Origin of the sequence: Salmonella sp. 3C, assembly GCF_025426275.1 — a bacterium.
Classification (GTDB): domain Bacteria; phylum Pseudomonadota; class Gammaproteobacteria; order Enterobacterales; family Enterobacteriaceae; genus Salmonella; species Salmonella enterica.
Map to the genome: position 1 here is coordinate 1,004,221 of NZ_CP104858.1, position 13,489 is coordinate 1,017,709.

A 13,489-nucleotide genomic window follows, 5' to 3' on the forward strand; every position below is an offset into this window, starting at 1 on the left:
AAAATCCAAATTGATTTACATCAATTAACACATACAAAAACATTAAAAATCAAAGCGTTAAATAAAAATTAATCACTATGGAAATTTTATTTTTCTTAATACTCACATTATAAATGCTATTTGCTTATTTTCCTGTGAACACTAAAAAATGATTTAAATCAAAAAAAAACTATTCTCGTTGATTAACGTTTTGACCGAAATAAAAAAGATTTTATACGTCCCGGGATAGTCTCCCTTTCTGATGGACAATATGCATTAACGAGCGGGCAAACAGGTAACTTCTGCCCGGGTAATCCGTTACCCGACTGATATTAACATTGTCATGAGGTGATATCATTTGCCTGGCCAGCCATAATCATCCGGAACCGGCGCTACGCCACGAACATCAGGACGGAGCATTTTTTGTCGATCCTCTTCGTCATCCACCCAGACACTGGCTATCTCTTCACAGGTTGCAAACCATACGCCATCATGCCCTTTAATATGTTCAATCAAACGTGACAACATCATCATATGATGCCCATGACCGATTATCTGCGGATGAAGGGCCATCGCATATAAACCGTTTTCCTGATGGTGATAAGCATAGGTAAAAATATCCTTCCAGCGTCGCAGAACACCGTCAGTATCGCTCATCCCCTCCTGGTTGCCGGTATACGCCAGTGCGGGAAAATCATCCAGATACCAGCTAACAGGAATTTCCAGAATCGCGCTGGCCGGGCCTGCGATATTTCCCGTCTCCCAATTCACCTGCCAACGTTGAGGATGGTAAGGCACAAGATCTCTCGCCATCAGGCTACTGTCATAGAGAAAACCGGCTTCCTCCAGAAGATCCAGCGTATTCTCGCTATAATCCCAATAGGGAGAACGGTATCCCACAGGGCGTATGCCGAAATGTCTTTTATAACAGGCGAACGCCAGATCCATAAGTCGGCGTTCTGTATCACGATTCACCAGCGTCGGATTTTCATGATAGTAGCCATGGTGAGCGATTTCATGCCCGGCATCAAAAATTGCTTTAATGATTTCCGGGAAGGTGTCTACAGTGTGTCCGGGAATAAAAAAGGTGGTTTTGATATTATTTTCTTTGAACAATTTCAGAAGCCTTGGTACGCCAACTTGAGCACCAAACTCTCCTCGTGACATAAAGGATGGCGACGGTCGATTAAATCCGCCCAGCCATAAAGACTGAGCATCTACATCAACACCAAGATTGACCGCAATCCTTTTACCCTCAGGTAATTTTAAATATCCCATAACGACCTCCAGCTAATACATAGAAGGGACACATTCTGTTATTTAATGTGTGATGGCCAGATATTATATATGCCTGCTTTTCTGCGTCTGTCCTTGAACGTTGTTGCTGCCCCCCCAAGTCTATTTTCATATAGAACATCGAGGTTAATTTCTCCTGAAATGACATCCTCTTGATTGACGTGCGCCTCTGCGATAATACCTTGTGGATTTTTCCACACGACATCACAGGGGCTTAAAATTGAACTTCGGGCCCAGCAGCCTGGCAGTGGCCCGCCCGGGTTTCCGCCCAGGCAACAGTGAACAAGATAAATTTGATTTTCAATACAACGTGCGTGGCAACAATGCCTGACTCGCCAAAATCCCTGTTCAGTAAACGTAGCGGAAGGCGTTAAAATTAACTCCGCACCCTGTTCCGCCAGCGTCGCGGCACACTCCGGTATTTCTGCTTCATAACAAATATTAAAACCCACCTTTGCAAATGGCAGTTGAAAAACAGCCATTTTATCGCCTTCCTGAGTATACCAACCCCGTTCAGCCGGGAAGATATGCGTCTTACTGTGAGCATAATGTTCGCCATCGGGTCCCCATATATGCGCAACATTCTCATAGCGATCTGCTCCAGTCTGCTCCAGATGAGAGCCAGCAATAATGAACTGTCCTCTTTCTTTCGCTTCCTGTTGAAAAAGCTGCTTATAGGCATCCGTGAACTGATCAATTAAAGTAAGGTGTGAAATGGGTCTTTCTTGCCATTTTTTCAATAATGTAAATAACTCAATGGTAAATAGCTCCGGGAAGATAACGACATCAGCACCCTGACTTTTATTAAGAAGTATCCTTACCTTTGTTATGAAATCTTCAAAAGTGTTTATTTCGGTAACAATATACTGACAGGCTGAAACAGTAAAATTACGTGACATCGTGATATCCCCGGCATGAAATTTAAACTTAAATTAACGTATAGCGCATGGAGAATATTAGGGAGCGGACATTACGACATCAGGTTATTTTTTGTGAAGCTGCGCAAAATATATGGGGAAAAGAGTAGAAGCATTGAACCTTTATTTACATAAAGGGGACTTTATCGATGATCGCAGCGAGACAGAGAGTCGATAAAAATCCAGGCGAAAAACAATAACCCTTACCACAATATTATTTTCAGCATCTGAAAATAATCAGGCAAACTAAATGATAACGCGCTGGTATAAAACCAACGCGTATTTTTACCGATAAGGGTAATGAAGACGGCCACCCGAAGGTGGCCGTTAGAACCCGGTAGCGCTTCGCTTATCAGGCCAGTGAAACCGAGACAGCTTTAGCGGTGAGACGCCAGCGGCTGTTCCGTCATTGGCGGGTGGTGCTTTTCTGGATCTTTAATCAGTACCCACAGGATGATGGCGCCGATAATATCGAACAGACTGAGTGCAATGAAGAACGGGCCGTAACCGATAATAGCGACCAATGCCCCCATAAACAGGTTGAAGCTTAACTGTCCCATCCATGCCGCAGATCCTGCCAGACCGGCAACCGTCGCGACCTCATTTTTCTTGAACAGGTCAGCGCTCATGGTAATCACGACGGTAGACAGCGTCTGGTGCGCAAAACCGCCAATACTCATCAATGCAATGGCGACATACGGGTTAGTCGTAATGCTGACAAAACCGATCGAAATCATCAAAACAGCGCCGATGGTAAAGCTACAACGACGCGCATTGATCGTGGTCATGTGCATCTTTTCCATGAAGAACTTCGCCAGGAAACCGCCTGCAACGCAGCCAAAGTCCGCCGCCAGGAACGGCAGCCAGGCAAACATGGCGATCTCTTTTAACGGCAGATGCATCACGTTAATCAGATACAGCGGCATCCAGAAACTCAGCGTTCCCCATGCCGGGTCAGCCAGAAAACGGGTAATCGCCAACGCCCAGAAGTTACGCTTTTTAACGATCTCTTTAACGGCCGGTTTTTTATTATCGTCCTGGAGATAGCTTTCCTGGCCGTCTTCGATATAACGCAGCTCTTTGTGGGTGATCCACGGGTGTTTATTTGGCGAGTTATAAATCAGGAACCAGGTGATGGCGAACAGCACGCCGATCCCACCGGTAATCACAAACGCCATTTCAGTACCGATGCCGCGATCAGCAAAGGTCAGCATCGCCCAGACCACCAGCGGCGGCGCCAGCATCGCGCCAATCGAAGTACCGATATTAAACAGTCCCCCCGCAATACCGCGTTCTTTCGTCGGGAACCATTCGGCGCTGGCTTTAATCCCGGCCGGAATCGCTGACGCTTCGGTTAGCCCCATCAGACCACGCAGAAATGCCAGACTTATCCAGCCGCCGGCCAGCGCGTGCGCCATGTTGATCAGCGACCATAACAAGGCAAAGATAAAGAAGCCGATTTTCAGTCCGATGACATCCATCAAATAGCCGGTGATCGGCTGCGCAATGGTGTAACAAAGCTGGAAGGCGCTCACCACCCAGGAATATTGTTGCTCATCAAAATGGAGTTCTTTCATCATCGCTGGCGCCGCAACGCTAAGCGAGCTACGGGACAGGTAGTTTACGATGGTCCCTACGCAGACCAGGCCGATAATCCACCATCTTAATTTTGTCATCTTCATGATAAAGCCTCGTTAAAAAACATTAGCTCCGCGCCGTCTGACCTGTAGCGGGAAAACTGAAATCACAAAAATTGGTTGACCAATCAATATTTTCTCATCCGGACCGGTCAAAATCTGGCGGCAACTCCCGCCCTTAATATTCTTGAAATAAATACATCAACTCATTTCAAGTTGAATGGTGAATGCTTTTCACCCAGCAAAAATTGACACAGATCAAATAAATAAAATTGGCAGACCGTGAATGATGATATTTGTGATTTGGTTAGCCAATTTAGACAATAAGGTTGACATGAGAAAAATTTTGGTTGAATTTAGGGGTCAGAACGGGTTTACAAAGCACGTTTCGATGTTGGCTGGCAATGGGTCAACCACGAAGACGTTATCGCAAGAAGAGGAAACGAGATATGAAACAAACCTGGCGCTGGTACGGACCTAACGACCCGGTAACGCTGTCAGATGTACGCCAGGCTGGCGCAACCGGCGTGGTAACGGCGTTACACCATATCCCGAATGGAGAAATTTGGTCGATAGACGAGATCCAGAAACGTAAAGCTATCGTTGAAGAGGCGGGTCTGGAGTGGTCTGTGGTAGAGAGCGTACCTATCCACGAAGATATCAAAACCCACACCGGTCAGTACGATTTATGGATCAAAAACTACCAGCAAACGCTGCGTAACCTGGCGCAATGCGGTATCTATACGGTTTGCTATAACTTTATGCCGGTGCTGGACTGGACACGTACGGATCTGGAATACGTATTGCCGGATGGTTCAAAAGCGTTGCGTTTTGACCAGATTGAATTCGCCGCGTTCGAACTGCATATCCTGAAGCGTCCGGGAGCAGAAGCCGACTATACGGCAGAAGAAATTGCTCAGGCAGAGCGACGTTTCGCCACCATGAGCGAGGAAGACAAAGCACGTCTGACCCGCAACATTATTGCCGGTTTACCTGGCGCGGAAGAAGGCTATACGCTGGATCAGTTCCGTCAACACCTGGCGACGTATAAAGATATCGATAAAGCAAAACTGCGTGAACATTTTGCCTATTTCCTGAAAGCCATTATTCCGGTTGCCGACGAGGTTGGCGTGCGTATGGCCGTTCACCCTGACGATCCGCCGCGCCCTATTCTCGGCCTGCCGCGCATTGTCTCTACCATTGAAGACATGCAATGGATGGTGGAAACCGTTAATAGCATGGCGAACGGCTTCACCATGTGTACCGGATCTTACGGCGTGCGCGCCGACAACGATCTGGTTGATATGATCAAACAGTTTGGTCCGCGCATCTACTTTACGCATCTGCGCTCTACGCTGCGCGAAGAGAATCCGAAGACCTTCCACGAGGCCGCCCATTTGCACGGCGATGTGGATATGTATGAAGTCGTTAAAGCGATTGTGGAAGAAGAGCACCGTCGTAAAGCCGAAGGTAGCGACGATCTGATCCCAATGCGCCCGGACCACGGTCATCAGATGCTGGACGATCTGAAGAAGAAAACGAATCCGGGTTATTCCGCCATTGGCCGTCTGAAAGGGCTTGCGGAAGTCCGCGGCGTCGAACTGGCTATCCAGCGCGCTTTCTTTAGCAAATAACCTTCTTTCGCATGGCGCGACGCGTCATGCGATTTCCCCTACTCAATGCAATAGCAACATGCCTCGCCCCGGAGATCGCGGGCGAAGACGTCGAATGACAGGAGTTTGCAATGGAACAGAATATCGCCACCGCCCAGGTTTCCGTCGCCCGCCCAAACTGGGACAAATCACGTCTGGTATCCCGTATTGTGCATCTGGGCTGCGGGGCGTTTCACCGCGCGCACCAGGCGCTCTTTACCCATCATTTACTGGAAAAGAGCGACAGCGACTGGGGCATTTGTGAAGTGAACCTGATGCCGGGTAACGACGCGCGGCTGATCGCGAACCTGAAAGCGCAAAATCTGCTGTACACCGTTGCAGAACGCGGCGCAGAAAGCACCGAACTGAAAATTATCGGTTCAATGAAAGAAGCGCTGCACCCTGAATTCGACGGCCATGCAGGGATTCTGGCGGCAATGGCGCGCCCGGAAACCGCCATCGTCTCCTTAACCGTGACCGAAAAAGGCTACTGCACCGACCCCGCCAGCGGCGAGCTTGATGTCAATAACCCGCTGATCCAAAACGATCTTGCCCATCCACAGCAGCCTAAATCCGCCATTGGCTATATTGTCGAAGCGCTAAACATGCGCCGGGAGCAAGGACTGAAAGCTTTTACCGTGTTGTCATGCGATAACGTACGCGAGAATGGTCACGTCGCAAAGGCTGCCGTCCTCGGCCTGGCAAAAGCTCGCGATGCCGCCCTCGCCGCATGGATTGCCGACAATGTGACCTTCCCCTGCACCATGGTTGACCGCATTGTTCCGGCGGCGACCGAAGAGACGCTACAACTGGTTGCCGACCAGTTAGGGGTTTATGATCCTTGCGCTATCGCCTGCGAACCCTTCCGCCAGTGGGTCATCGAAGATAACTTTGTGAATGGTCGCCCGGACTGGGACACCGTCGGCGCGCAATTCGTTGCAGATGTCGTACCGTTTGAAATGATGAAGCTGCGTATGCTTAACGGCAGTCACTCTTTCCTCGCCTATCTGGGTTATCTCGGCGGGTATGACACTATCGCCGATACCATGACCAACCCGGCTTACCGTCGCGCGGCGCTGGCGCTGATGCTTGATGAACAAGCGCCGACGTTATCAATGCCGGAAGGCACCGATCTGGAAGGGTATGCGAATTTGTTGATCGCGCGTTTCACTAACCCCTCGTTGAAACACCGCACCTGGCAGATCGCGATGGATGGCAGTCAGAAACTGCCGCAGCGTTTGTTGGACCCGGTACGTCTGCACTTGCAACAGGGCGATGACTATCGCCGCCTGACGCTGGGCGTCGCCGGATGGATGCGTTACGTCGGCGGTATCGATGAACAAGGTAAAACCATTGATGTCGTCGATCCGCTGCTAGCGCAGTATCAGGCGATTCATCAGCAATATCAGACGCCGGAAGAACGCGTTCGCGGGCTACTGGCCATCGAGTCTATCTTTGGCAGCGACCTGCCGAAGAACCACGAATTTGTGCAAGCCGTTACCGACGCTTACCAACAGCTATTGCAGAATGGCGCGAAAGCCACGGTAGAAGCGCTGGCTAAGTAAGGAGATAAATCATGGCTACGTTTATGACTGAAGATTTTCTACTTAAAAACGACATTGCCCGCACGCTGTACCATAAATACGCCGCGCCCATGCCGATTTATGACTTCCACTGCCATTTAAGTCCGCAGGAAATCGCCGACGATCGCCGTTTCGATAACCTCGGTCAGATCTGGCTGGAAGGCGACCACTATAAATGGCGAGCGCTACGAAGCGCAGGCGTGGATGAGTCGCTGATCACCGGCAAAGAGACCAGCGATTATGAAAAATATATGGCCTGGGCCAATACCGTACCAAAAACGCTGGGCAATCCGCTGTATCACTGGACGCACCTTGAACTACGCCGTCCATTTGGTATTACAGGTACGCTGTTCGGACCGGATACCGCGGAAAGTATCTGGACGCAGTGTAATGAGAAACTGGCGACGCCGGCCTTTTCCGCGCGCGGTATTATGCAGCAGATGAATGTGCGGATGGTCGGAACCACCGACGACCCGATAGATTCTCTGGAATATCACCGCCAGATAGCCGCCGACGACAGCATTGATATTGAAGTCGCGCCAAGCTGGCGCCCCGACAAAGTTTTCAAAATCGAACTGGACGGCTTTGTCGATTACCTGAGGAAACTGGAAGCGGCGGCAGATGTCAGCATTACCCGTTTCGACGATTTACGTCAGGCGCTCACTCGCCGCCTCGACCATTTCGCCGCCTGCGGCTGCCGCGCGTCGGATCATGGCATTGAAACGCTGCGATTTGCGCCGGTGCCCGACGACGCGCAGCTTGACGCCATTCTGGGCAAACGTCTGGCTGGCGAAACGCTGAGCGAACTTGAGATCGCCCAGTTTACCACGGCGGTGCTGGTCTGGCTGGGCCGTCAGTACGCCGCGCGCGGCTGGGTGATGCAGCTACATATTGGTGCGATCCGTAATAATAATACCCGGATGTTCCGCCTGCTGGGGCCGGATACCGGCTTTGACTCCATTGGCGATAATAACATTAGCTGGGCGCTCTCCCGTTTGCTCGACAGTATGGATGTGACCAATGAACTGCCCAAGACTATCCTCTATTGCCTGAACCCACGTGATAACGAAGTCCTGGCGACCATGATCGGTAACTTCCAGGGGCCGGGAATTGCCGGAAAAGTGCAGTTTGGTTCCGGCTGGTGGTTTAACGATCAGAAAGACGGGATGCTGCGCCAACTGGAGCAACTGTCGCAAATGGGACTGTTAAGTCAGTTTGTCGGGATGCTGACCGACTCCCGCAGTTTCCTTTCTTATACGCGACATGAATATTTCCGTCGTATTCTCTGTAACCTGCTGGGACAGTGGGCGCAGGACGGAGAGATTCCTGATGATGAAGCGATGCTAAGCCGTATGGTTCAGGATATCTGCTTCAATAATGCCCAGCGTTATTTCACGATTAAATAATCGCTATTAATCTGTGAACACAGGTCTCAGGTATTTCGAGGGGCAGGAAGGCGGTAAGAGAGTGAGAAATTTAGCAGTAACGCACTTTTCCAGCCAAAGTCTGGCCGCCGATAAAAAGCAAAGATGTTGCTGATTAATCCCGAATCACTTACTAAGGTAAGTGATTCGGGTAAACAAACACAGCCATCTTCTGCGTCATGCTTTTTTTTCTCTGTCCGGAATAACTCCAGTGCAGAAAGTGTGATACATCAGTCCTGTTGATGATGGCTCCAGTTGGTTATACGGTAATAACTTATGACTTCACAGTGTGGTTTCTTTTAACAAATCGACAGCCAGCATTTCCAGCTGGTTAACCACCTCATTACTGGATCGCTCCATTCTGTCGAGTTCTTGCGACATAGCATTCATATCGCCTGCGGCAAAATAGTTCAGCGCAGAGTGACCAGCGGTATGCACCTCTTTATGCGGCGCTTCCAGACTACGGAAACTGTAGTAATTGCTAAACTGCTGTCCTTCAAAGCCGTAGTACCATTTCCCCAGCCGACACTGATCGTGCATCGTTATTTTACTGTTTATGTCTTTATTTAAGAGTAATTTGTAGACTTCCATTTTCCAGATAACATGGTCAACTTTGACAATATTCAAAAACTGCACCGTAGAGATGTACTGCATGACCGATTTCATGCTCAGCGATTTATCGATGACGATGCCAATAGACTCCACAATTTGATTTATGTTAGTCGTAATATTATCAATAACCGGCTGTTGGTTATCCAGCACCTCACTCACTCTGGCCGTATTATCTTTGATTACAGAGGTTAACGTACTGACGCTTTTCGAACTGTGTTTAACATCTTCGGACAGGTTTTTCACTTCTTTCGAAATAACGCTAAAACCACGCCCGGCATCCCCTACGCGCGCGGCCTCGATCGCGGAGTTAATCGCTATCAAATTGGTCTGGTTAGCGATCTTCTGTATCTCTTTAATACACGCATTAATTTGCGTTAAGGAGGTATTTAAGTCGCCCATACGACAGCCAATATCCGATGAAGTCGTGCCAATTTCGGTGATAAATTCCACGAGCGATTTTAATGAACTTCTGGCTTTATCATTCTGTTCGTTAAGTTCATTAATGCGTTCTTTTTCAATGTTGAGCTGCTCACAGGACTTAATGATGGCATTACGAATGATATCGATCGTCGAGATCCCCATCAGAATTTTTTGACACAGTATCCGCTCATAAGGCTCAGGAGTATCCACCACCACGTCAGACGCATTAGCGCCAGATTCTGCTGCTGGCGGCGGTATTTTTACAACATTATTATTCCAGTGGCGCAAGCCTAATACTTTTTTAAACATATACCATTCTCCTTATTATATGTGGACATCCTGATCTATGCCTGGATAAAGTATTATCAACTCATGCTAACATAATGAAAAATCGGCTGTCATCTGCCATAACCATACGCTCACCAGAATAAGACAAAACGTCCACCAAACTTAAATAATTACAAGGTAAACTATTCAACAATACCATTAATAGTCATGATGGAAGTCGCTTCGCTTTATACGGAAATATTATTTACAAGGCTGACAACAATAGCTGAATAATAATTAACTGCATTTACTTAGGTGTAGCTATATCTCGCCACGAAGATTGCAGACAGGGTTTAAACGCAAACTTTTGCAATAGAAAAATAACCTAACGTAAACTTTTTATATGACCAATAATATCATTTGGACTCATCAATATATTATGCTGTCCGTTTACCAGCCAAACAGGCATGACCTAAATCCAAAGGAATGGGGGCAGCGTAACCAGCCGCAAAAAGTATCGATTAGTCGAAAATCAGGAAACGGATGCGCCAACGCGGCGAGCGTCACCGCCTGCGTCAGAAAAGTTAAGAATAATTTGTGATATTATTTCTCATATGTTACCAGTAAATGGCAGGCTGATAACCGTTCGCTGGTAAACACAACAGGCGGGATATCGGCACCCACGCCGATATCCCGACGAGAATGACCCCGTTACGCTTTGATGACGATTAACGGTTCAATATCGCTCTCTTTTTTAATGACTAATGAATCATCGCCGCGCAGGCACGTACCGCCGTAGTTACCGCCCACGGTAAACGTACAGACCTGAATATACTTCCCGGCGACCTTCGGCAGGCACCACAACTGCTGATAGATATTTTTCTGCGTGGCGAACTTGCCGCTGGTTTTATCCAGGAGCTCTTCCTGATGGCTCACCAAATCAATATTACTACCGCAACGTCCGGCAATCGGTTTTACCGCATAGCCGGTCTGCACCAGCTCATCGTTAACGGTAAAATCCGTGTCGAGCAAATAGCGATGATGCGGGAAGAGCGACCACAGGATGGGCAGGATCGCTTTGTTACCCGGGATCACCGTCCACAGCGGTTCAAACACCAACACTTCCGGGCGCAGTAATACATCAATCAGCCGGACTTCATTTTCCGGGTGCCCGGTACGAATAGGCACTGCGGCATACTCCGTCTCGCTGACTTCGCGTATCTGCTCCATCGCCGTTTCCCACGCCCAGGTTTTCCAGACACAATTCACCAGCCGTCCGTCGCCATCGATCAACTGCCCGGCGTCATCCCAGCGCAACTCGCCCAGCCCGCGGAGAATTTTGCTCGCGAAACCGGCCTGATGCAGCGCCTGCTGCATAAACTGCGCGTGATAGTCCTCCTCGATATCATCATCCTGCATGATATGGACGAAAGGACGCGCTTTACTGTGTTTCCAGGCGCCTGCCAGCTCGTTAATTAAGCCCTCCGCCGGGTTATGCCCTTTACCGGTATAGCCCTGCTCAGCCCATTTTTCGAGAATTAATCCCGCTTCGGTATGGCATGATGCGGAATCGGCATTGTATTCATAGACTTTCAGCCCGCGTTCATCCATACAGAAATCCATACGACCGGTGATCATATGGTGACGACGGCGCTGCCAGGAGAGGCGCAGGCGCGGCCAAAGAATTTTGGGGATATCGAATAGCGCCAGCAGATTATCGTCTTTTAAAACTTTGTCCGTGGCGTGCAGGTACATCAAATGCAACTCATTGGTCGCTTTGATAAGCTCCTGTTCAGCGCTCTCGGTGATGGTAAAATACTGGTACGGGTCCTGATTGATAACGTGCCCGTTCGCCTGTACATAGGCTTTTTGTAACGGATCGCGCTCATCCAGCCACTGACCGTCAAACTGACCTTTCTCTGGCAGTCTTGCGCCGCGAATCGCCAGCGACTGATTCGCGATGTCAGGCTGTGACAAACTGTATTGCGTGTCGTCGGTCTGGATCATCCAGCCTAAAATCGTCGTGTCATCAAAGGTGTCGCGCAGGGTGTAACACCCGTTTTCTACGACCATTTCCAGTTCGCGAGTCCACTGCCGCCCTGGCGGCAATGGCGTGTGGATAACGTTTTGCTCAGCAATACGAATTTTGTTATCCAGGAGTTGGGTGATAATCGCGACGTGCCCGGTTTCGTTAAACTCGCCGCCCTTTTGCCAGATGAGCAGCGCCCCGGCCTCCGGCGCGCGCGGCGAACCGTTCGGGAAGGCCTGCAAAGGCAAAATATTGTCATTCACGACCTCGCGCAGAAAACGTAGCGAGAAGATTTCCCAGGCCATGCCGACGTCAGTAAAAACAACGCCATAATTCAGAAAGAGAAAACGGCGGGCAAATTCCACGCACTGCCATTTATGCCCCATGTATTCATCGTCGATGTAGCTACGAAAAGCTGCGTCGTCGTCGTCCCACGGATCGAGGGAATTGTAATCTGAAGAGTAGATCGCTACGCCGCCGGGGGCGTAACCCAATAATGTCCCGAAGGGGGCATCCTGACTGGTGGTTCCTTTGCTCATGCACTTACCTCAAAACAAGACCGCCTGAGCAGCCTGGCGTGATTTCGCTCTGATTGTCTGCTCTGTGACACTAACCGGACAGAGGTCGACATAATCATACACCTCAATAAGGCACACTGAGGCCAGAAGGTTAAAATTTCACTCGCCGGAATGTCCCAATCGGTTAAATGTCCGACTAGCAAGCTGCTACACTGCTTCAACACCACCACTGTGAAGGCAGGTCAATATGGCAGATAATACTTATCAACCCGCAAAAGTCTGGACGTGGGATAAATCCGGCGGCGGCGCGTTCGCTAACATTAATCGCCCGGTTTCCGGCCCGACGCACGAAAAAACGCTGCCCGTCGGCAAACATCCGTTACAGCTTTATTCGCTGGGGACGCCTAACGGCCAGAAAGTGACCATTATGCTGGAAGAGCTCCTGGCGCTGGGCGTGACCGGCGCCGAATATGACGCCTGGTTGATTCGCATCGGCGAGGGCGATCAGTTCTCCAGCGGCTTTGTTGACATCAATCCGAACTCAAAAATCCCGGCGCTGCGCGATCACTCACACAACCCACCGATTCGGGTTTTTGAGTCGGGCGCAATTCTTGTTTATCTGGCGGATAAGTTTGGCCATTTCCTGCCGCAGGATCTGGCTAAGCGCACAGAAACCCTTAACTGGTTGTTCTGGCTACAGGGCGCGGCGCCGTTCCTCGGCGGCGGTTTCGGTCACTTCTATCATTATGCGCCGGTAAAAATTGAGTACGCCATTAATCGCTTCACCATGGAAGCCAAGCGTCTGCTGGACGTGCTGGATAAGCAGTTAGCTCACCACCCGTATGTCGCGGGAGAAGAGTACACTATTGCCGATATGGCCATCTGGCCGTGGTTCGGCAACGTGGTGCTGGGGAATGTCTATGATGCAGCGGAGTTTCTGGATGCCGGAAGTTATCAAAACGTACAACGCTGGGCGAAGCAGGTAGCCGAACGTCCGGCGGTAAAGCGGGGGCGCATTGTCAACCGGACCAACGGCCCATTGAACGAACAGCTTCACGAACGCCATGACGCCAGCGACTTCGAAAACAATACCGAAGATAAACGTCAAAGTTAAACCATGATGCCGGATGAGGTAGTAATGTCGTCATCCGGCAT

The 13,489-nt window shown here is 49.6% G+C and carries 9 protein-coding genes; 4 read left to right on the forward strand and 5 right to left on the reverse strand.

Translation table 11 applies throughout. The annotated features are described in order from the left end of the window. Nucleotides 1-333: 333 nt before the first annotated feature. The 3 genes from N7E69_RS04750 to N7E69_RS04760 form a co-directional block, all read right to left on the reverse strand. Entirely contained in the window at nucleotides 334-1,257 is a 924-nt protein-coding gene (locus N7E69_RS04750) for a polysaccharide deacetylase family protein (RefSeq protein WP_000540888.1), read from the reverse strand. Nucleotides 1,258-1,295: 38 nt separating this feature from the next. Then, nucleotides 1,296-2,174 carry a carbon-nitrogen hydrolase family protein gene (locus N7E69_RS04755; protein ID WP_000089254.1) on the reverse strand — a complete coding sequence of 293 codons (879 nt, stop codon included), beginning with the start codon at nucleotides 2,172-2,174 and terminating at the stop codon, nucleotides 1,296-1,298. A 395-nt stretch (nucleotides 2,175-2,569) separates the two neighbouring features. After that, complete coding sequence (locus N7E69_RS04760; protein ID WP_000784365.1) at nucleotides 2,570-3,874, reverse strand: MFS transporter; 1,305 nt, start codon at nucleotides 3,872-3,874, stop codon at nucleotides 2,570-2,572. 404 nt (nucleotides 3,875-4,278) lie between these two features. On the opposite strand from N7E69_RS04760, the gene uxuA reads away from it, so the two are divergent. From uxuA to uxaC, 3 genes are all read left to right on the forward strand, one after another. Next, nucleotides 4,279-5,463, forward strand: coding sequence for a mannonate dehydratase (uxuA, locus tag N7E69_RS04765; protein ID WP_000815479.1), 1,185 nt, complete (start codon nucleotides 4,279-4,281; stop codon nucleotides 5,461-5,463). 110 nt (nucleotides 5,464-5,573) lie between these two features. After that, a complete protein-coding gene (locus tag N7E69_RS04770) occupies nucleotides 5,574-7,046 on the forward strand; it encodes a fructuronate reductase (RefSeq protein WP_000437127.1) in 1,473 nt (490 codons plus the stop codon). An 11-nt stretch (nucleotides 7,047-7,057) separates the two neighbouring features. Continuing rightward, nucleotides 7,058-8,470, forward strand: coding sequence for a glucuronate isomerase (uxaC, locus tag N7E69_RS04775; RefSeq protein ID WP_000190182.1), 1,413 nt, complete (start codon nucleotides 7,058-7,060; stop codon nucleotides 8,468-8,470). A gap of 300 nt (nucleotides 8,471-8,770) precedes the next feature. Here uxaC and N7E69_RS04780 read toward each other — a convergent pair whose 3' ends face one another. After that, the gene (locus tag N7E69_RS04780; RefSeq protein ID WP_000475246.1) at nucleotides 8,771-9,829 is read right to left on the reverse strand and encodes a methyl-accepting chemotaxis protein; all 1,059 of its coding nucleotides are present in this window, start codon (nucleotides 9,827-9,829) and stop codon (nucleotides 8,771-8,773) included. Nucleotides 9,830-10,498: 669 nt separating this feature from the next. Next, nucleotides 10,499-12,355: a bifunctional glutathionylspermidine amidase/synthase gene (gss, locus tag N7E69_RS04785; protein ID WP_000033694.1), complete on the reverse strand. Its 1,857-nt coding sequence runs from the start codon at nucleotides 12,353-12,355 to the stop codon at nucleotides 10,499-10,501. 226 nt (nucleotides 12,356-12,581) lie between these two features. Between gss and yghU the strand changes: the two genes are divergently transcribed. Continuing rightward, nucleotides 12,582-13,448 carry a glutathione-dependent disulfide-bond oxidoreductase gene (gene yghU, locus N7E69_RS04790; RefSeq protein WP_000774860.1) on the forward strand — a complete coding sequence of 289 codons (867 nt, stop codon included), beginning with the start codon at nucleotides 12,582-12,584 and terminating at the stop codon, nucleotides 13,446-13,448. The last annotated feature ends 41 nt before the right edge of the window (nucleotides 13,449-13,489 follow it).

Bases quoted from the DNA above. Each gene is read 5' to 3' on its own strand.
- N7E69_RS04750 (WP_000540888.1), bottom strand. From the start codon at position 1,257: ATGGGATATTTAAAATTACCTGAGGGTAAAAGGATTGCGGTCAATCTT.
- N7E69_RS04755 (WP_000089254.1), bottom strand. From the start codon at position 2,174: ATGTCACGTAATTTTACTGTTTCAGCCTGTCAGTATATTGTTACCGAA.
- N7E69_RS04760 (WP_000784365.1), bottom strand. From the start codon at position 3,874: ATGAAGATGACAAAATTAAGATGGTGGATTATCGGCCTGGTCTGCGTA.
- uxuA (WP_000815479.1), top strand. From the start codon at position 4,279: ATGAAACAAACCTGGCGCTGGTACGGACCTAACGACCCGGTAACGCTG.
- N7E69_RS04770 (WP_000437127.1), top strand. From the start codon at position 5,574: ATGGAACAGAATATCGCCACCGCCCAGGTTTCCGTCGCCCGCCCAAAC.
- uxaC (WP_000190182.1), top strand. From the start codon at position 7,058: ATGGCTACGTTTATGACTGAAGATTTTCTACTTAAAAACGACATTGCC.
- N7E69_RS04780 (WP_000475246.1), bottom strand. From the start codon at position 9,829: ATGTTTAAAAAAGTATTAGGCTTGCGCCACTGGAATAATAATGTTGTA.
- gss (WP_000033694.1), bottom strand. From the start codon at position 12,355: ATGAGCAAAGGAACCACCAGTCAGGATGCCCCCTTCGGGACATTATTG.
- yghU (WP_000774860.1), top strand. From the start codon at position 12,582: ATGGCAGATAATACTTATCAACCCGCAAAAGTCTGGACGTGGGATAAA.